Genomic DNA, 18677 nt, shown 5'->3' on the forward strand with positions numbered 1-18677 from the left:
TATTATTTGCGACACCGTTGTTTCACGAGTCCCAGATTGCGCCATAGGCGGGTATTGCATGGGCTTCGAGCGCTTGCACCACGCGTTGAGTCAGCGCCTGGTTGGCAATGCAGATCACGGCTTCGGCGTCAAAGGTGCGCACCGCGCCGTAGGCCAACTGCACCAGGTCGGGCTTCCCTTGTTTATCGGTGTCCCAGATCAACGCGGTGGGCTGGACGCGCAGAATTTCGTCGACCAATTCATCACCGTAGGTTTTCCTCGGACTGCGGGTGGACCAGATCAAGTGAATCGGCACCTGCGCGGCCAGCAAGTGCGGCATGACCGGGCCAATGCCACTGCCGGTGGCGATGTACACCACCGATTTGAACAAGGTTTCCACATTGGCCACGCCGGCGGTGGTGATGCCCTTTACCCAGACATGGCTGGGCAAATCCTCGATAAACCGTCCGGTCCAATCCCCGGCGCGGGAGATGATCAGGCGAAAGCCCGCCTCGCCCGGCGCTGGAATGTTCGCAAAGGAATGCCACTCAAGCAGCGGATTGCGGCTGATTGCCGTGGACGAACCGGCGAACGGCGTGGTGTGGCCAAGGCGCGTTACCACCGCATGCCCGGAAGGCCGCGCATGTTCAACGGCCACTTTGCGCAACCGCAACCATGGCAGCAGAATGCTCACTGTCAGCAGTACCAGCATCCAGAACGCGCCACTGTGCAGCAGGTCCGATGAGGCTTGCGTTGCCATCAGCACTGTTTGCCACCAGAACAACAGCAACGCACTCCAACCGGCAAAGCGATGAACCCGTTCGAAACCGTTGTGAAAACGACTGCGAATCGGCGGGAGCGCCATAACCACCATGAGCAGCAACAGGCTGAACAGCGCGACGCTGAGCCACAACCCTGTCGACGACACGCTGCCCGGTTGTTGCACAAAGCTCGACATCTGGACACACACCAACGCTGCAAACCAGGCAGTGGCCGCCAGCGCCGCGCCGCTGTGCAGCCCTCCGAAATGGAACACTTTGGCCGCTCGGCGGCGCACCCACAGCGGCCAACACAGCGGAACCCGCGTGGCCAGCCAGAACAGCGCATTGATCACGTATTGCTGGCGTATCAGAATGGCAACCGACAGATTGATCAGCACCAGGTCCGACAGCATCGCTGGCGTGATCGCCAGCAGGTCAACGGCCAGCAGCACGGCGGCGTTCCCCATCAGCACCAATGCCGCCAGGCGGTTGTAGTAAGAAAACACAGGTAGTGACCTCAAGCGCCGCCATAGTGCCGGCTTGGGTGGCAAAACGGCGCGGGTCGATACTTCAGTCATGGCCAGGCTCCGTGGTGGCGCCCGCCCACGTCGCTGCCTGATAGTCCTCGGCCAGTCGCAGCAAAGCGGCCTTGTCGATCTTGCCCCTGGCGGTCATGGGAAACGCCTCCAGCGCGTAGATGAACTTCGGCACGCAGTAGTAGGCCAGGCGCCGGTGACACTCGGATAGGCAGTCCTGCGTGTCGGCACTGGCCGGCGAGACAAAGGCGACCAGGGTGCGGTCGTCCACTTTCAACGTGACCCCCCGCGTGCACCCGGTGCCGGCCTCCAGGGCTGCGGTTACCGCGTCCAGCTCCACGCGAAACCCGCGAACTTTGACTTGGTCATCGACGCGGCCCAGGTGTTCGAGTTGGCCGTCGGCGGTCCAGCGCCCCAGGTCCCGCGTGCGGAACATCACAGCATCGCCCCCCAGAAACGGGTCCGGGCGGTATCGTTCCTGGGTCAACACTGCGTTGTTCAGGTAGCCCGCAGTCACTCCCGCGCCGCCGGCCCACATCTCTCCGGTCTCGCCTAAAGCGCAGGCGCGCCCCTGATCGTCGAGCACATACACCGTGTTATTGGGCGTCGGCCGGCCAATGGTCAACAGCGTGCCTGGCACGTGGCGGTGCAATGTGTTGACGATCGTGGTCTCGGTCGGCCCGCAACCGTTGTGGAAGGTAGAGTGCTCGGCCCAACGCTCGGCCAGGGCCTGAGCACAAGGCTCTCCGGCCACCGCGACCACGCTCAGGTCTGGGCACTGCAATGGATCAAGGGTGGCCAGTATCGACGGTGTCGCAATCAAGACGTTGCACTGCGCGGCTGTCTGCGCAATGTCCTTGCCACGAATCAGCAAGGTCGCCCCATGGGCCAGGCAACCGAGTATTTCCCAGGCTGCCATATCAAAGCCGATGTTAAGAACCTGCCCTACGGTAATGCCGGGGGCCATGCCCATCTGCCCGGGCGAAGTCAGCAAGATGTTGCACACGTTGCGATGGCTGACACACACACCGTTGGGGCGTCCGGTGGTGCCGGACGTAAACAGCACGAAACACAGGTCATCGGGTTCAGCCAGGGCGCCCACCTGCTCGCTTTCTTCGGCGACCCAGGGCATTTGCGCAAGGAACGTGTCCAGGCACAGACTGCGCGGGACCGCATCAGCCGGCAGGCGTTCGAGCAGGTTCGACAAGGTCAGCACCAACGGGCTGCTCAATGCTTCCAGCACCTGGCCCAATTGCAGGGTGGGCACGATTCTGGCGTCCTGCGGGACATACGCGGCCCCCACCTTCAACACCGCCAGCAACCCCACCAGCATCGCAATCGAACGCTCGACGAACAAGCCCACCGTGTCGCCGCGCTTGACTCCCCGTTCAAGCAGGTGCACCGCCAATCGGTTGGCTTGGCGGTTGAGCTGCTCATAACTGATGCGCTGCCCCGCGCAGATCGCCGCCGTTGCCTGGGGCGCCCGCCGCGCCTGCGCTTCGATCGCGTGGTGCACATTGGAATAGGCAGGTTGGACCGACGGACCACACCCCCATTGTCCGAACAGGATTCGCTCTGAGGCAGCCAGGTGGGTCAGTGCCGCGCCAGAGAGAAAGCGTTTATCCATAGGTGACAACGTCATGAACACACCCTCATTGTTTGGCTGCCGGCTTAGTGCCGACAGGTACAAGGGTGGATGGAGCGCAACACCTGGGATTACAGAACCACCATTCAAAAAGACTGATCCCACTCGAATGGCTAAAAAATCTTTCGATCGAATAAGGAATAACTTACGCGCACGCGCGTCTACCCAGCACAACTGAGTAGACTCAACCCATGCATGAACTCGACGAACAGTTACGTGAACTCATCCCCAGGCTGCGGCGCTTTGCCGTGTCCCTGACCCGTAACGCCAGCAGCGCCGACGACCTGGTGCAGGCCACCCTGGAACGGGCGATCATCGCGTGGGCTGACAAACGCATCGAAGGCGACCTGCGCGCGTGGCTGTTTTCGATCCTCTACCGGCAATTCCTCGATGCCCACCGGCGCAGCCGCCGCTACGCCCGCATGCTCGAATTCTTCACCGGCCGCGATGATGCGCAGCCCTCGGTGGAACGTACGGTAATGGCCCAATTCACCCTGCAAGCCTTCGACCAGCTCACTACCGAGCAACGCGCCCTGCTGCTGTGGGTGTCGGTCGAAGGCTTGAGCTACAAGGAAGTCGCCGAAATACTCAACGTGCCCATCGGTACGGTGATGTCGCGCCTGTCCCGCGCCCGCCAGGCCCTGCGTCAACTCAGCGATGGCGAAATTGCCAGCCCTTCCCTGCGGATACTCAAATGATCAGCCTGCCCCCCAGCGAACGCGACTTACACGCTTACGTCGATCACCAATTGCTCGACAGTGATCGCCGGGCACTTGAAACCTGGCTGGCGAGCCACCCCGACGTGGCCGCCCAGGTGCATGCCTGGCAACAGGATGCGCAATTATTGCGCGCCTCTTTAAGCGGTGCTCTGCAACAGCCGGGTAACCCGGCACTGGACCCGGCGCTGATTCGCCAGCGCATCAAGCGTCAGTCCCGCCGCCACCTCGCCACGGCGGCGCTGCTGCTGATTGCCGTCAGCCTCGGCGGGATTGGCGGCTGGCACGCCCGCGATGTCGCCCAGCCAGCGCTGCTGCCGATGGCCGATGCCATGCAGGCGTATCGCCTGTTTGCCCAGGACGGCATCATGCCCGCCGACTACAGCGCCCAGGACCGCACCACGATGCAAGCCTGGCTCGACCGCTATTTCAACCAGGCCCATCGCTTGCCCGACTTGAGCCAGGCGGGGTTCACCCCGGTCAGCGGGCGCCTGCTCACCACCGACCAAGGCGCGGCAGCCATGGTGTTGTACGAAGACGCGCAAGGACGGCGCATCAGCTTCTACATTCGTCCGCCAGGCCCGAACAACGGCTTTCTGCCCCGTGGCAGTCGCAGCGCCGACGGCTTGCAGGCCGACTACTGGTCGGGCGGCGGGTACAACTATGCGATGGTCAGCCCGGTGGATCAGGCCGCTGCGCCGCAAATCAGGTTCTAGGGGCCCATGTCCGGGGCGGCTATGCACCGCCTTCTCTATTGGTCAAATCGCATCAGGCGCCCTAAAGTAAGCGACCAACGCAATAACGAGTGAGCTGTATTGGCCGTGCTTTCCCTGATCCGCCGCCTGCTGGGCAGCACCCATCGCATTTCGCGCGCCTCGCCTGTTGCGGCGTTTTTCCACGACAAGGCCCGGCAACAGGGCTACACCCTCAGCGCCGGCCAGGTGCAGACAATTGCAGCCATGGCCCGCGAGGCCCAGCACCTGCTCGCCGGCCGACCCACGCGCAGCCTGTACCTGCACGGCCCGGTGGGGCGCGGCAAAAGCTGGCTGCTCGACGGGTTTTTCCAGGCGCTGCCGATCACCGCCAAGCAGCGCGTGCACTTCCACGACTTTTTTGCCGAACTGCACCGGGGCATGTTCCGGCACCGCGAGCAGAACGACGCGCTGGCCGTCACCCTCGACGAACTGCTGGCGGGCTGCCGCGTGCTGTGTTTCGACGAGTTCCATGTGCACGATATCGGCGATGCCATGCTTATCAGCCGCTTGTTCCAGGCCTTGTTCCGGCGCGGTGTGCTGGTACTGGTGACCTCCAACTATGCGCCCGAAGGCCTGCTGCCCAATCCGCTGTACCACCAACGCTTCAAGCCGGTAATCGATCTGATCGCTGCGCGCATGGACGTGCTGGAAGTCAGCGCTCCCGAGGATTTTCGCAGCCTGCCCCAGGCCCATGCCGAGCAGCGCTTCAGCACTGGCCAGTACGTCTGGCCCGGCAGCGTGGCGCAACGTGCGGCGCTTGGCCTGCCTGCCGTCGACAGCCCGGCGCTGCCCTTGGCCGTCGGCAACCGGCAGTTGCTGTGCCGCCGCCGCGAAGCGCGCAGCATCGCGTTCACCTTCAACGACCTGTGCGAGCAACTCACCGCCGTGATGGATTACCTGCTGCTGTGCCAGGACTACGACCACTGGGTCATCGACGGCCTGCCCCACCTCGCCGACTGCCCGATCGCCGTGCAGCAACGCTTCATCAACCTGATTGACGTGCTCTACGACCGCGACAAACAGCTGATCCTGATCGGTGAACGGCCGCTGGAGCACGCCTTGAGTGGCGAGGCCATCGACCTTGCCCGCACCGCCAGCCGCTTGGGGCAACTGCAAGCGCGCCGCGCGCAATCTGTGCGCGACCCGGTATCATGAGCGCCTTTTCACGCCCCCTTGCCGAGTGACCGCGCCGTTGATCAATACCCTCGCCCAACTCAAGGACGGCCAATTGGCCGGTGCGACACGCCTGGACCTGGCCTGCGGGCTGACCGAATTTCCCCGGGAAATCTTCGAACTGGCCGACTCGCTGGAAATCCTCAACCTCACGGGCAACGCCTTGAGCAGCCTGCCGGACGATCTGTACCGCCTCAAGCACTTGCGCGTGCTGTTCTGCTCGGACAACGCCTTCACCGAACTGCCGGCGTGCCTGGGCCAGTGCCCCGCGCTGAGCATGATCGGCTTCAAGGCCAACCAGATCCGCCACGTGCCCGCCGCCGCCCTTCCGCCGCAGTTGCGCTGGCTGATCCTCACCGACAACTGCATCAGCCAACTGCCCGACGAACTCGGCCAGCGCCCGCTGCTGCAAAAGCTGATGCTGGCCGGCAACCAACTGACGCACTTGCCGCCCAGCCTGGCCCAATGCGAAAACCTCGAGCTGATCCGCATCGCGTCGAACCGCCTGACGCACCTGCCGCACTGGCTGCTGACGCTGCCCAGCCTGACGTGGCTGGCCTATGCCGGCAATCCGGTGGAAATGGCCGTGAACGTGGCCGGCGACGACGAGACAGCGGATATTCCCTGGGCCGAACTGGAACTGGGTGACGTACTCGGCGAAGGCGCCTCGGGGATTATTCGCAAGGCCTTGTGGAAGCCCCGCGCGTTACCCGTCGCGGTCAAACTGTATAAAGGCACGATCACCAGCGACGGTTCGCCGCTGCACGAAATGCAAGCGTGCATAGCCGCCGGGTTGCACCCCAACCTGATCAGGGTGCAGGGGCGCATCGTCGACCACCCCGGCGATCAGGCCGCGTTGGGGATGGACCTGATCGACCCGAGCTACCGCAACCTCGCGGCGTTGCCGAGCCTGGCGTCCTGCACCCGGGATATCTACGAACCGAGCCTGCGCCTGAGCCTCGACGTGGCGCTGCGCATGGCCCGCGGCATCGCCTCGGTGGCGGCGCACCTGCACCGGCACGGCATTACCCATGGCGACCTGTACGGCCACAATATTTTGTGGAACAGCGCGGGCGAGTGTTTATTAGGGGATTTCGGCGCGGCGTCGTTTCATGCCACGGCGGACACCCTGGAAACCAGGGCGTTGCAACGCATTGAAGTGCGCGCGTTCGGGGTGTTGTTGGGGGAGTTGCTGGAGCGGGTTGATACGACGGTCCCCGGCGAACTGGAAGACCTGCGCAAAAGCTGCTGCCAGCCCGATGTGCTGGCGCGACCAAGCTTCGAAGCTATTGAAGCCGTGCTGCAATCTTTCCAACACCACTAACCAATGTGGGAGGGGCGGTGCGACGATTCGACTTGCCCCCGATAGCAGTGGGTCAGACACAGATAGTGTGGCTGATACACCGCGATCGGGAGCAAGCCCCCTCTCACATTTTTTTACCGCGCTTTAACCCGCCAGGCCGACGAACATATCCTGCACATCATCGTGGTTGTCCAGGCCTTCCAGGAAGGCTTCGACTTCCGCCATCTGCTCCTCGCTCAAGCCGGTCACCGGGTTCTTCGAGATGTAGCCCAACTTGGCCGACAGCACGGTGAAACCCTGCTCCGGCAAGGCTTTCTGCACCGCATCCAGGTCGGTGGTTTCGGTGATGAACAGGCTGGTGCCGGCTTCTTCGCCGTCTTCGAAATCCTGGGCGCCGGCTTCGATGGCGGCCATTTCCGGGTCAGCGTCCGGGGTGTCCGGCGAGGCTTCGATCAGGCCGACGTGGTTGAAGTCCCAGGCCACCGAGCCGGAAGCGCCCAGTTGCCCCTTGCGGAACGCCACGCGGATTTCCGCCACGGTGCGGTTGATGTTGTCGGTGACGCACTCGACGATCAACGGCACCTGGTGCGGGGCGAAACCTTCGTAGGTCACGCGGTGGTACTGCACGGTTTCACCAAGCAGACCGGCGCCCTTCTTGATTGCGCGGTCCAGGGTTTCCTTGGGCATCGAGGCCTTCTTGGCCTGCTCCACCACCAACCGCAAGTGGGCGTTGGTCGAGGTGTCCGCACCGTTGCGGGCGGCGATGGTGATTTCTTTCACCAGCTTGCCGAAAATCTTGCCCTTGGCATTGGCTGCCGCTTCTTTATGTTTGACTTTCCACTGTGCGCCCATGACTCACTCTCTACTATCCATGGCGCCGAAACGTCTACTGGCCGGCGCTTTGGGGGCAGAGTTTATAGCGCAGCCACGCATCGTTCCACCAAAAAACCCTCAAGGCGCCAACTCGAAAAACGCCTGGATCAAGCGCAACGACCGACGCCGCTCAAGGCAGCCGAGACTGTGCCGGTTCAGCAGGCCATCGCCGAGGATCGGTACGGCGTGTACGCGCGGGTCCTGGCTGACCTCCATCGACGACACCACCCCCACGCCCAACTCGGCGGCAACCGCTTCGGTCACCGCTTCCCGGCTGTCGAGTTCCAGCAGCACCCTGGGCCGCACCTGGGCGGCCAGGCACGCGTCATCAAACGTACGCCGGGTGATGGAGCTGGGCTCGCGCAGCACCATGATCACCTCGTTCAACTGCGCCAGTTCAATGCCCTCGGCCTGCGCCGCCCACGGATGCGCGGCCGGCACCAGCGCGCAGATACGCGACTCGCCCAAGGGTTGCAGGTGCAGGCCATTGCGCGGTTCCACTTCGGTCAGCACCGCCACGTCTGCATGCTCCGACAACAAGGCCGCGAGGGTTTCCTGGGCATTGCCCAGGCGCAGGTTCACCGTGATCCCCGGGTAACAGGCACGCAAGCGGGCGATCATCGGCATCACCAGATGCGGGCCGTCCGCCGCCACTTCCAGGCGCCCGGTGAGCAATTGGCGATTGGCTTCAAGCATGGCCTGCGCCTCGTCGACCAAACCGAAAATCGCGCGGGTGATCGCCGCCAGGCGCGCGCCCTCTTCGGTCAACTCCACTCGCCGCGCGGTGCGGCGCAGCAAGGGAATCTGGTAGTGCTCTTCCAGGGCCTTGATATGCCCGGTCACCGCCGGCTGGCTGATGAACAGCCGGGCCGCCGCCCGGGTAAAACTGCCCTCGCGGGCCACGGCATCGAATGCGCGCAGTTGAAACAGGTTCATGGCTATCGGCCTCACTGATAGCTCGCATAACAACAAACAATTTGATTGATGACAAGCCAAACTGCAATTTAGGCGCCGTAGAGTCGACCCGTTGTTTTACGAGGAGCCACGATGAGCACTGCCGCGCCGATCCTGCTGACCCCAGGCCCCCTGACCACGTCACACCGCACCCGTCAGGCGATGATGGTGGACTGGGGTTCATGGGATGAGCGTTTCAACCAACTCACCGCCAGCGTGTGCGAGCAATTGCTGGCGATCATCCAGGGTGCCGAGCGTCATCATTGCGTGCCGTTGCAAGGCAGCGGCACCTTCGCCGTCGAAGCCGCCATCGGCACCCTGGTGCCGCGCACTGGCAAGGTGCTGGTGCTGGTCAATGGCGCCTACGGCAAGCGTCTGGCGAAGATCTGTGAAGTGCTTGGCCGTGCATTCAGCACCTTTGAAACCCTGGAGGACGCACCCACCGCCGCCGCCGATGTGGACCGCCTGCTGCACGCCGACGCCGCCATCACCCATGTCGCGCTGATCCACTGCGAAACCAGCACCGGCATCCTCAACCCGCTGGCGCAGATCGCCGAGGTGGTCAAACGCCACGGCAAACGTCTGATCATCGACGCCATGAGCTCCTTCGGTGCATTGCCGATCGATGCGCGCGAAGTGCCGTTCGACGCGCTGATCGCCGCCTCCGGCAAATGCCTGGAAGGCGTGCCGGGCATGGGGTTTGTCTTCGTCGAAAAAACCGCGCTGGCCGCCGCTCGAGGCAACTGTCACTCCCTGGCGATGGACCTGTTCGACCAGCACCACTACATGGCCCAAACCGGCCAATGGCGCTTCACCCCGCCCACCCACGTGGTCGCTGCCCTGCACGAAGCGCTGCTGCAATACCACGAAGAAGGCGGCGTGCCCGCCCGCTATCAACGCTACGCCGATAACTGCCAGACACTGCTGGACGGCATGGCCGAACTGCACCTGCGCAGCTTCCTGCCAGCGGCGATCCAGGCACCGATCATCGTCACCTTCCACGCGCCGAAGGACCCGCGCTACCAGTTCAGGGAGTTCTACGAACGGGTCAAGGCCAAGGGTTTCCTCCTGTATCCGGGCAAATTGACCCAGGTCGAGACCTTCCGCGTGGGCTGCATCGGCCAGGTCGATGCGACAGGCATGCAGGCCGCCGTCAACGCCATTGCCCAAGTGCTGCAAGACATGGACGTGCAGGACATCTGATTTCCCCTTTACCGACAGGATCTGCACCATGAACTATCAAAACCCCACCACCCTCCAGGCCGTCATCCTCGACTGGGCCGGCACCGTGGTCGACTTCGGCTCGTTTGCGCCCACGCAGATTTTCGTCGAGGCCTTCGCGGAGTTCGGCGTACAGGTTTCCATCGAAGAAGCCCGTGGCCCGATGGGCATGGGCAAGTGGGACCACATCCGCACGCTGTGCAACCAGCCGCAGGTTGCACAGCGCTACCGCCAGGCGTTCGGCCGCACGCCCACCGACGACGACGTAACGGCCATTTACCAGCGTTTCATGCCGTTGCAGATCGAGAAAATCGCCGAACACTCGGCGCTGATTCCCGGCGCCCTCGATACCCTCGCCGGGCTGCGCGCGCAGGGCATCCGGATCGGTTCCTGCTCCGGCTACCCCAGGCAAGTGATGGACAAAGTGGTCGCCCTGGCCGCCAGCAACGGCTATGTCGCCGACCACGTGGTCGCCACCGACGAAGTCCCCAACGGCCGCCCGTGGCCCGCCCAGGCCCTGGCCAATGTGATCGCGCTGGGCATTGACGATGTGGCGGCGTGCGTGAAGGTCGACGACACCGTGCCGGGCATACTGGAAGGCCGCCGCGCAGGCATGTGGACCGTGGCGCTGACCTGCTCCGGCAACGCCCTGGGCCTGACCTACGAGCAATTCCGGGGCTTGGACAGTGCCACATTGGCCAGCGAGCGCCAGCGTATCGAAGCGCTGTTCGAAGGCTCACGCCCGCACTACAGCGTGGACACCATTACCGAGCTGCCCCAGGTGATCGCCGATATCAACGCGCGCCTGGCGCGTGGTGAAATGCCACAAAGCGACTGACCGAGGTCAAGGCAACCGCATTCGCAACGGGCGAAGCGCTTGAAACAGGCATACAGTTACCCTACTCCGTCAAAGAACGGAGGCATGCCCTGACAAGTGAGGAACCCAGTAATGCCGTGGAAAAATTCCGATACACGCTACAGCACCATGTCGATTGCGTTGCACTGGTTGATGGTGGTGCTGCTGGCGGTGGTTTACGCCTGCATTGAACTGCGCGGGCAGTTCCCCAAAGGCAGCGGCGCACGCACGCTGATTGTGGAAATGCACTTCATGCTTGGCCTCACTGTGTTCGTGCTGGTGTGGTTGCGCCTGTTTGCGCGCAGCCTGGGCGTTGCACCGAAAATACTGCCGCAGCCGCCGCAATGGCAGAGCCTGCTGGCCACCCTGACGCACGCTGCGCTGTACGCCCTGATGATCGGCATGCCGATTGCCGGTTGGCTGATCGTCAGTGCCGAGGGCCATTCGGTGATGTTCTATGGGATGGAATTGCCGCCGCTGATTGGCGAGAACAAGGCATTGGCCAAGCAGATCGAAGGCTGGCATGTGTGGTTCGGCAAGGCCGGCTATTGGCTGATCGGGCTGCATGCGCTGGCGGGGATCTTTCATCATTATGTGCTGCGCGATAACACGGCACTGCGCATGATGCCGGGCCGAAGCAGTCGCTGAGCTAGGCGTTGAAGCCTCGGCGGCCTTGCAAGCCGCCGGTATGGAGGAAGATCAGCCGAGTGCCGGCGGCGAAAAGTCCGGCCTCGATCTGCTGCTTCAACGCCAGCAGCGCCTTGCCGGTGTAGAGCGGCTCCAGGGGTATGCCACACGCCTGTTGCGTGCTGTCGATGAATTCGAGCAATAGCGGGTCGACGCTGGCAAAGCCGCCACGGCTGGCGTCAAGCAAGTGGTAGCCGTGCTGCACGATGGCATTGACGTTCTGCGCCACACCGTGATCATCCGGCACCGCCATCGCCCCGTACACGGCATGCGCGCCCGCCTCGGCCAGCGCCAGGCCGGCCAGGGTGGTGCCAGTGCCGGCCGCCAGCCACCAGGCGTCGTAGTCGGCCCAGCCCAGGTTCGCCAATTGCGCCCGCGCCTGCTCGAGCAATACCGCGCAACCCAACGCTCCGGTCAATCCGCCACCGCCTTCGGGTACCGGGTACAAATGCGGATACTGCTCATGCCAAGGCAACCAGAACCCCGGCGCATGCCGCTCGCGATAACCGCCGTAGCCCAGCCAATGCAGGTGCATGCCTAAGGCTTTCAGGTCGAGCACTGTGGGGGTGTCCTGGGCATGGCCGCGCAACAGGCCGACGGTGGCGAAGCCAAAGCGCTTGCCCGCCGCCGCCAGTGCATGCAGATGGTTGGAGTAAGCCCCGCCGAGGCTGATGATGCCGCTGGCGCAGGCCTGTTGCGCCTGGGCCAGGTGGCCGCTGAGCTTGAACCATTTGTTGCCGCTGATCAGCGGGTCGATACGGTCCAGGCGCAGTACAGCCAACTCAACGCCCTGCAGCCAGTCCAGTTGCACGGGTTCAAGAGGAGCGTGGGGGAGCCAGTCGAAAGGACCCATGAGGGCGCATCTGCCTGAAAAAGAGCGGCAGTCTACCACCGCTCCTGTTCTTCACAGCTCCTGTGCCTCAAAGCTCGGCGGCGAGACGCGAGCCCTGGTTGATGGCGCGCTTGGCGTCCAGTTCGGCCGCCACATCGGCACCGCCAATCAGGTGCACGTGCTGCCCGGCGGCGACCAGGCCGTCGTGCAGTTCGCGCAGCGGGTCCTGGCCGGCGCAGATGACGATGTTGTCCACCGCCAGCACCTGGGGCTCGCCCTCGGCGCCGATGCGGATGTGCAGGCCTTCATCATCGATCTTCAGGTATTCGACGCTGTTGAGCATCTGCACCTGTTTGTTTTTCAAGCCGGTGCGGTGGATCCAGCCGGTGGTCTTGCCCAGGCCGTCGCCGACCTTGGACGCCTTGCGTTGCAGCAGGAATACCTCACGCGCCGGTGCATGCCGCTCGGGCTTGATCCCGGCCACGCCGCCACGGGCCTCAAGCAGGGTGTCGATGCCCCACTCCTTCCAGAACGCTTCACGGTCCAGGCTGGTAGACACGCCCTGATGCACCAGGAATTCCGACACATCGAACCCGATGCCGCCGGCGCCAATCACCGCCACACGCTTGCCCACCGGCTTGCGCTCGAGGATCACATCCAGGTAACTCAGCACCTTGGCGTGTTCCACACCGGGGATCGCCGGGGTACGCGGCGCGATACCGGTGGCCAGGATCACCTCGTCATAACCGCCCGCCACCAGTTGCGCCACGTCGACACGGGTGTTGAGGCACAGCTCAACATGGGTGGTCTGCAATTTGCGCTTGAAGTAACGCAGGGTTTCAAAGAACTCTTCCTTGCCCGGCACACGCTTGGCGATGTTGAACTGGCCGCCGATCTCGCTGGCGGAATCGAACAGCGTCACCTGGTGGCCGCGCTCGGCGGCCACCGTTGCCGCCGCCAGGCCTGCGGGGCCGGCACCGACTACCGCGATTTTCTTGATCTGCTTGACCGGCAGGTAATTAAGCTCGGTTTCATAGCACGCCCGCGGGTTGACCAGGCAAGTGGTCAGCTTGCCGCCGAAGGTGTGGTCCAGGCACGCCTGGTTGCAGCCGATGCAGGTGTTGATCTCGTCGGCGCGCCCGGCCGCGGCCTTGTTGACGAACTCCGGGTCGGCGAGGAACGGCCGCGCCATGGAGACCATGTCGGCGTCGCCTTCGGCGAGGATCTGCTCGGCGACTTCGGGGGTGTTGATGCGGTTGGTGGTGATCAACGGGATCTGTACCGCCCCGCGCAATTTGGCGGTGACCTTGCTGAACGCCCCGCGCGGCACCTTGGTGGCGATGGTCGGAATGCGCGCTTCGTGCCAGCCGATGCCGGTGTTGATCAGGGTCGCACCGGCCTGCTCGATGGCCTTGGCCAGCTGCACGACTTCGTCCCAGACGCTGCCGCCCTCAACCAGGTCGAGCATCGACAGGCGGAAGATAATGATGAAATTCGGGCCTACCGCTTCACGCACCCGGCGCACGATTTCCACGGCCAGGCGCATGCGGTTTTCAAAGCTGCCGCCCCAACGGTCGGTGCGGTGGTTGGTGTGGGCGGCGAGGAACTGGTTAATGAAGTAGCCCTCAGAACCCATGATTTCCACGCCGTCGTACTCGGCGACCTGGGCCAGCAGCGAGCAGGTGACGAAATCCCGGATCTGCTTCTCGATGCCCTCCTCGTCCAGCTCCTTGGGCTTGAACGGGTTGATCGGCGCCTGGATCGCGCTCGGCGCCACTTGCTTAGGGCTGTAGGCATAACGCCCGGCATGCAGAATCTGCATGCAGATCTTGCCACCGGCGTCGTGCACGGCTCGGGTGACGATCTTGTGTTTTTGCGCCTCTTCGTCGGTGGTCAGCTTGGCCGCACCGGCATACACGCCGCCTTCATCGTTCGGGCCGATGCCGCCAGTCACCATCAGGCCGACGCCGCCACGGGCACGCTCGGCGAAGTAAGCCGCCATGCGCTCGAAACCGCCGGGCTTTTCTTCCAGGCCGGTGTGCATGGAGCCCATCAGGGTGCGGTTGCGCAGGGTGGTAAAACCCAGGTCCAACGGGGCCAGCAAATGCGGGTAGGCAGCAGCGGTCATGGTACAGCTCCACAACGGATCATCACGGGACGTGGAGGGCTCGAATGGCACCCCATCGGTTTATGTCCCACAGACTAAGAGGCGATCACCTACCGCTCAATGACTGAAACTGACAAGTTATTGATCCAAATGCACAGCACCCCTTGGCAAGCCAGGCCATGGGCCCTACCCTAGTCGCGAACCCTGCCCCCGGTGTGTTGTCTGTTGCCCCATGCGTAAATTACTCGTGTTCACCGTCTCCATGGCCCTGGTTGCCGCCCTTGCCGCGTATCTGGTCTGGACCCAGGAGCGCCCCGTGGGGCATTACCTGTCAGACCTGCGCATCACCCTCGCCGTCAACGAAGGCCAGCCGGCCGAGCGTGGCAACCTGCTGGGCATCCAGCCGGAGCTGTTCCCTGCCGACTACCAGAGCCTGGAACGCTTGCACTTGAAGCTCTCGGCCTATCTGCAAAAGGCCCGTGAGCTGGGCTTGATCAACGACAAGACCATCGTGGTGCTGCCCGAGCACATCGGCACCTGGCTGATGCTGGGCGGCGAGAAAAACGAGCTGTACCAGGCGCCCCACCTCAGGGACGCAATGAACTGGCTGTCGATCAGCAACCCGGTGCAGTTCATGCGCGCCTGGATCAGCGCCACCGGCGAGAACCGCATGGACGATGCGTATTTGCGCATGAAAGCGCCGGACATGGCGCGCGATTACCAAGTGCTGTTTGGCGGCTTGGCCAAGGAGTTCGGCGTGACCCTGGTGGCCGGCTCCATCGCCCTGCCCAACCCGAGTGTGAGCCTGGGGCAACTGCAGGTCGGGCACGGCGCGCTGTACAACGTCAGTCTGGTGTTTGCCGCCGATGGTTTGCCCCTGGGCCAGCCGCAACGTCAGCTGTATCCGATCTACGACGAGCGCGGCTTTATCGAGCCGGGCGATGAAAACATCGTCAGCGTGGTCGACACCCCGGCCGGGCGCCTGGGCATCCTGATCGGCAGCGACAGCTGGTACCCGGATAACTACCGCAAGCTCAACGATCAAGGCGCCCAATTGATTGCAGTGCCGGCCTACGTGACCGGGCGCGACACCTGGGACCGCCCGTGGCGCGGCTTCAAGAGCGTGTCGACGCCGTCGGAAGTCAGCCTCAAGCCCGAAGAAACCAGCGAGGGCGAAGCCTGGCGCCGCCTGACGTTGATCAGCCAGCCACCGATCAGCCAAGCCACGGCGGGCATGAGCGTGTTTTTGCGTGGGCAGTTCTGGGACCTGGGCAGCGCCGGGCAAAGCTTCCTCAGCCGCAACGGGCAACTGTTCGCCGATGGCGATGCCCGTGGCGCGCGCCTGCTGAATATCTGGCTGTAGCCGCGTGAAGCCGGTGCGCCTGGGAGATTTGTCGGTGGGCTTCGTGCATACCTTGGCCGATGCCGTGCACAGCCACGGCTTGGACCCGCAACCGCTGCTGCTGCAATACGGTCTGGACCCCGCCCGCCTGGCCGAAGCGGGCGCGCGTTTGTCGATACCGCGCTATATGCGCCTGGGCCATGCGGCCATCCAACTGACCGGCGATGCGGGGCTGGGCCTGCGCATGGGCCAGCTCAGCCGCCTGAGCCAGGCCGGGCTCGCCGGTGTCACCGCGGCCCAGGCGCCGAATGTGCGCGAAGCCGCGCGTACACTGACGCGTTTCGAACCCTTGTATGGCTCCAACTACCGTGGGCAATCGAGTTTTCATGAGGACGCCGAAGGCGCCTGGCTGCGGTTCTATTCGATCAGCCCCTACAACGCCTACAACCGCTTTGTAGTGGACTCGATCATCGCCGGCTGGCTGCATCAATTGTCGAGCCTGGCGCAACAAAGGGTGCAGGCCCAGCGCATCGAAATCGAGTTCGAGGCTCCCGAGTACAGTGAGCGGTATGACGTGCTGGGGGCCGCACCGGTGCAGTTCGGTGCCGAGAACAATCAACTGCGCCTCAGCCAACCCACCCTCGCCCTGCGCAACCCGCACCACTGCCCGAGTACCTGGCAGCTGTTGCTGCAACTGTGTGAACGGGAACTGGAGCAGCTGACCCGCACCCGCAGCCTGCGCGAGCGCATTACCCGGTTGCTCGGGCCGATGCTCAATGGCGGCCGGGAACCCGACCTGGAGGAAGTGGCGGCACGTTTGAAGCTGCCCACCTGGACACTGCGCCGCAAACTGGCCGACGAGGGCACCCAGTTCCGTGCGATTCTCAACGACACCCGCCGCGACTTGGCCATGACCTACATTCGCGACACGGAACTGGCTTTCGGCGAGATCGCCTACTTGCTCGGTTTCGCTTCAGCCCAAGCCTTCCAACGCGCCTTCAGGCGCTGGAACAACCAGACCCCAGGGGAATTTCGCCGCAGTCAGCGGCATTCCGCCTGAAGTCGGGCTTACAGCTCGGTGGCATCGTCGACCGGGTCCAGCGGGTCGAATTCGAATGCCTGGTACTCCAATAGTTCTTCCTGGTAATCGTCCATGGGGACTCCTTGTTGAGTTAAAAGCGGCCGCACGATTAATGACCTGCACGATCAGCCTAAAGTGCCGTCATGACGAAAAAATGTCTGTGCCATGACGTTCCTGCACTCGAAGATTAAACGTGTCGGCGGCGGACAGATTTAGCGGATTAGCGCTGACGCGCAATTGCAATGATTGCAATTGCAATTACAAGTCGAATTCCATTAGGGTAGGCCCTCTGTTGTCAGGAGCCACGCCCATGCCCGCCTCTACCGCGAACGCTGCGCAATTGTGCATCGACGCACTCACCCCCTGCGCATCCACGCGCAACTCGCCGCTGTACACCATCATGACCATGGCCAACACCTTGGAATCGAGCCGCCAAGCCTGGGTGATTCGCGGGCAGTCACGCAGTCGGCGCGTGGGCAGCTGGCCCACCTGGTTTGCGCGCAACACCGGCGAAAAACCGCTGCTCTACCTCCACAGCGTGACGTCGTCCGCGCAGCTGTGCGCATTGTCAGACCAGACCGCCCAGCGCGGCATCTTGTGCAACGCCAGCGAAACCCAGCCATCGCCCTGGCCGAAGGGCGCGCAGCCGTCGTTGCCATTGTGGCTGTCGGCCAATCCACGCTGCACGCCCTACGACCCCGCCTCGGGCGAAGAAGCACAGGCGATCGTGCTGGCGGGGTTGCGCACGTTATATATCGATGGCACGCCGGGTTTTTATTACCTGGCGTTACATGACCAAGAAAGCGCCATCGCACCGCAGACGCTGGACCGTGAAGGCACGGTCAAGGGCATGTACTCCGTGCGGCGACCGGGCGCAGGGGCGACAGTGCGCCTGCTCGGTGCCGGCCGGGCACTGGAGGAGGTGATACACGCGGCGCAGTTGCTGGAAGATGAATGGGGCATCGCGGCGCACGTCTGGAGTTGCCCCAGTTACACCCGGTTGGCCCGCGAAGCGGCGGCCGCTGAGCGCTGGAACCGCCTGCATCCGCATGCGCCCAGGCGTAGCTGCCATCTGCGCGACTGCCTGGCGGGGAGCCGCGCCCCGGTAGTTGCCGTCACCGGCTACCCGCAGGCGGTTGTCGATCAGTTGGCGGCGCATGTGGATACGCGCTTCGTGGCACTGGGCGCAGGCTCGGTGCAGGCAGCCGCACCGAACCAGTATTGGATTACGGTGTTGGCGCTCAAAGCGTTGGCCGATGAGGGGTATCTGGACACACAAAAAGTGAAAGACGCCCTGCAACGCTATGGCCTGATATGAGCGGAAACGCGGCACCTCAGGTTTTGCGTCGACTGCGGGTTTGTACACCCGCCTCCATGGCCAGCCCCGCCGTACGCTCCAGCGCATCGGCAAAGGCCCGGCGATGCTCAGGCTCGATCTGCGACAGGAACAGCTCGTCCACAGTGCTTTCGTAGATCTTCCACATTTTTTTGCGCAGGGTCCGGCCTGCCTCGGTGATTGAGGCAAACGCCGCCCGACCATCACCGTCGGAACGCGAGCGCACCACCAGGCCGTCTTTTTCCAGGCGGTCGACCAGACGCGTGAGGTTGTAACGCTCGATGGCCAGTACATCGGCCAGTTCATGCATACGGCGAGTGCCCTCAGGACCGCTTTCCAGTCCCCACAACGCGTCGTACCAGGCATACGGCGGCAGTTGCGCCTCGGCCAACCGGCGCTCGATTTCACGGATGACCGTCCTGTGGGCCCTGACAAAACGGAACCATACATCAGGCTCTTTCGACGACATGCACCACCATCCGGGGAATTTCAAGAAGGTTGCAATAGTAGCTCATCCCGG

17 protein-coding genes are annotated in these 18677 nt (G+C 63.5%); 10 read left to right on the forward strand and 7 right to left on the reverse strand.

Annotated features, from left to right (window positions below; translation table 11 throughout):
* Positions 1-22 precede the first annotated feature (22 nt).
* Entirely contained in the window at positions 23-1318 is a 1296-nt protein-coding gene (locus C4J89_RS16345) for a hypothetical protein (protein WP_124415022.1), read from the reverse strand.
* Positions 1311-2918, reverse strand: coding sequence for an amino acid adenylation domain-containing protein (locus C4J89_RS16350; protein WP_124415023.1), 1608 nt, complete (start codon positions 2916-2918; stop codon positions 1311-1313). The genes C4J89_RS16345 and C4J89_RS16350 overlap by 8 nt, the downstream gene beginning before the upstream one ends.
* 194 nt (positions 2919-3112) lie before the next feature.
* Here C4J89_RS16350 and C4J89_RS16355 point away from each other — a divergent pair, with 194 nt between their 5' ends.
* The 4 genes from C4J89_RS16355 (at position 3113) to C4J89_RS16370 (ending at position 6889) form a co-directional block, all read left to right on the forward strand.
* Positions 3113-3619, forward strand: a complete 507-nt coding sequence (locus tag C4J89_RS16355; protein WP_124363364.1) for an RNA polymerase sigma factor — start codon at positions 3113-3115, stop codon at positions 3617-3619.
* Positions 3616-4353, forward strand: coding sequence for an anti-sigma factor (locus C4J89_RS16360; protein WP_124415024.1), 738 nt, complete (start codon positions 3616-3618; stop codon positions 4351-4353). Before C4J89_RS16355 ends, C4J89_RS16360 begins: the two co-directional genes overlap by 4 nt.
* Positions 4354-4452: 99 nt before the next feature.
* A complete protein-coding gene (gene zapE, locus C4J89_RS16365; RefSeq protein ID WP_124415025.1) occupies positions 4453-5547 on the forward strand; it encodes a cell division protein ZapE in 1095 nt (364 codons plus the stop codon).
* 40 nt (positions 5548-5587) lie between these two features.
* Positions 5588-6889 (forward strand): leucine-rich repeat-containing protein kinase family protein, encoded by a 1302-nt coding sequence (locus C4J89_RS16370; RefSeq protein ID WP_124416036.1) that lies wholly within the window; start codon positions 5588-5590, stop codon positions 6887-6889.
* 123 nt (positions 6890-7012) lie between these two features.
* On the opposite strand, the gene C4J89_RS16375 is transcribed toward C4J89_RS16370, so the two are convergent.
* Together C4J89_RS16375 and C4J89_RS16380 are read right to left on the reverse strand one after the other, a co-directional pair.
* Entirely contained in the window at positions 7013-7720 is a 708-nt protein-coding gene (locus C4J89_RS16375; protein ID WP_124367488.1) for a YebC/PmpR family DNA-binding transcriptional regulator, read from the reverse strand.
* Positions 7721-7819: 99 nt separating this feature from the next.
* Positions 7820-8677, reverse strand: coding sequence for a LysR substrate-binding domain-containing protein (locus C4J89_RS16380; RefSeq protein ID WP_124415026.1), 858 nt, complete (start codon positions 8675-8677; stop codon positions 7820-7822).
* Positions 8678-8788: 111 nt separating this feature from the next.
* On the opposite strand from C4J89_RS16380, the gene C4J89_RS16385 reads away from it, so the two are divergent.
* The 3 genes from C4J89_RS16385 (at position 8789) to C4J89_RS16395 (ending at position 11420) form a co-directional block, all read left to right on the forward strand.
* Positions 8789-9898, forward strand: a complete 1110-nt coding sequence (locus C4J89_RS16385; protein ID WP_124415027.1) for a 2-aminoethylphosphonate--pyruvate transaminase — start codon at positions 8789-8791, stop codon at positions 9896-9898.
* 28 nt (positions 9899-9926) lie between these two features.
* Complete coding sequence (gene phnX, locus C4J89_RS16390; protein ID WP_124415028.1) at positions 9927-10754, forward strand: phosphonoacetaldehyde hydrolase; 828 nt, start codon at positions 9927-9929, stop codon at positions 10752-10754.
* A 111-nt stretch (positions 10755-10865) separates the two neighbouring features.
* A complete protein-coding gene (locus C4J89_RS16395; RefSeq protein WP_124415029.1) occupies positions 10866-11420 on the forward strand; it encodes a cytochrome b in 555 nt (184 codons plus the stop codon).
* 1 nt (position 11421) lies between these two features.
* Here C4J89_RS16395 and C4J89_RS16400 read toward each other — a convergent pair whose 3' ends face one another.
* Both C4J89_RS16400 and C4J89_RS16405 read right to left on the reverse strand, forming a co-directional pair.
* Positions 11422-12312: a 1-aminocyclopropane-1-carboxylate deaminase/D-cysteine desulfhydrase gene (locus C4J89_RS16400; RefSeq protein ID WP_124415030.1), complete on the reverse strand. Its 891-nt coding sequence runs from the start codon at positions 12310-12312 to the stop codon at positions 11422-11424.
* A gap of 67 nt (positions 12313-12379) precedes the next feature.
* Positions 12380-14419: an NADPH-dependent 2,4-dienoyl-CoA reductase gene (locus C4J89_RS16405; protein ID WP_124415031.1), complete on the reverse strand. Its 2040-nt coding sequence runs from the start codon at positions 14417-14419 to the stop codon at positions 12380-12382.
* 211 nt (positions 14420-14630) lie between these two features.
* Between C4J89_RS16405 and C4J89_RS16410 the strand changes: the two genes are divergently transcribed.
* The 3 genes from C4J89_RS16410 (at position 14631) to C4J89_RS16420 (ending at position 18139) form a co-directional block, all read left to right on the forward strand.
* The gene (locus C4J89_RS16410) at positions 14631-15761 is read left to right on the forward strand and encodes a carbon-nitrogen hydrolase family protein (protein ID WP_124415032.1); all 1131 of its coding nucleotides are present in this window, start codon (positions 14631-14633) and stop codon (positions 15759-15761) included.
* Between the two features lie 4 nt (positions 15762-15765).
* On the forward strand, positions 15766-16800 hold the full coding sequence (locus C4J89_RS16415) for an AraC family transcriptional regulator (RefSeq protein ID WP_124415033.1): 1035 nt from the start codon (positions 15766-15768) through the stop codon (positions 16798-16800).
* Between the two features lie 331 nt (positions 16801-17131).
* Positions 17132-18139 carry a pyruvate dehydrogenase gene (locus C4J89_RS16420; protein ID WP_124415034.1) on the forward strand — a complete coding sequence of 336 codons (1008 nt, stop codon included), beginning with the start codon at positions 17132-17134 and terminating at the stop codon, positions 18137-18139.
* Between the two features lie 16 nt (positions 18140-18155).
* Here C4J89_RS16420 and C4J89_RS16425 read toward each other — a convergent pair whose 3' ends face one another.
* On the reverse strand, positions 18156-18626 hold the full coding sequence (locus tag C4J89_RS16425) for a MarR family winged helix-turn-helix transcriptional regulator (RefSeq protein ID WP_124363377.1): 471 nt from the start codon (positions 18624-18626) through the stop codon (positions 18156-18158).
* Positions 18627-18677 lie beyond the last annotated feature (51 nt).

The organism is Pseudomonas sp. R4-35-07, assembly GCF_003852235.1.
Lineage (GTDB): Bacteria > Pseudomonadota > Gammaproteobacteria > Pseudomonadales > Pseudomonadaceae > Aquipseudomonas.